This window comes from Bacillus sp. FG16 (genome assembly GCF_057809515.1).
This window is the reverse complement of record NZ_JBMDKC010000353.1, coordinates 1-407: the sequence shown is the minus strand read 5'-3', so window position 1 is coordinate 407 and position 407 is coordinate 1. Positions and strand designations below refer to the sequence as shown.

General features: G+C 37.1%; 1 protein-coding gene and 1 pseudogene. Both read right to left on the bottom strand.

Going from position 1 to position 407, the window contains the following annotated elements; genetic code table 11:
• Positions 1 to 6 precede the first annotated feature (6 nt).
• Positions 7 to 240: an RNA chaperone Hfq gene (hfq, locus tag ACODS7_RS32705; protein ID WP_075718521.1), complete on the bottom strand. Its 234-nt coding sequence runs from the start codon at positions 238 to 240 to the stop codon at positions 7 to 9.
• 21 nt (positions 241 to 261) lie between these two features.
• A pseudogene (locus ACODS7_RS32700) lies at positions 262 to 407 on the bottom strand (hypothetical protein); the annotation flags it as partial.

Genomic DNA, 407 nt, shown 5'->3' with positions numbered 1-407 from the left:
GCTTTTTTATAATCGAATCGTTGAAATCGCATGTTTATAAATCAAGTGGTTTTTATCATCGGATTCTACCAAAATAGAAAATGCATCATATTCTTTTACGATTCCTTTCATATGAAATCCGTTGATTAAAATCACAGAAGTGACCTTCTTCTTTTGTATGACTTCTTGTAATAACCGTTCCTGCATCGATACGGTATTTCTAGTTCTTTCTTTTAAAACAGGTTGTGGTTTTCTCTCCATCCTTCGTTCCCCCTCGTATTCTTAAACTCTGTCCAGATACTGTTCTAATTCCTCTAGAAGCTGTTTTGCCCCTTCTGGACTCAACGTCAGCTGTCCGTCCGCTAGTTTGATATTCTGGGAAGAAATTTCTCCTGTTACGAGACACGTACCATCCGATTTATATTTCT

Coding starts and splice junctions, on each gene's coding strand:
- hfq (WP_075718521.1), bottom strand. CDS start 240: ATGGAGAGAAAACCACAACCTGTTTTAAAAGAAAGAACTAGAAATACC.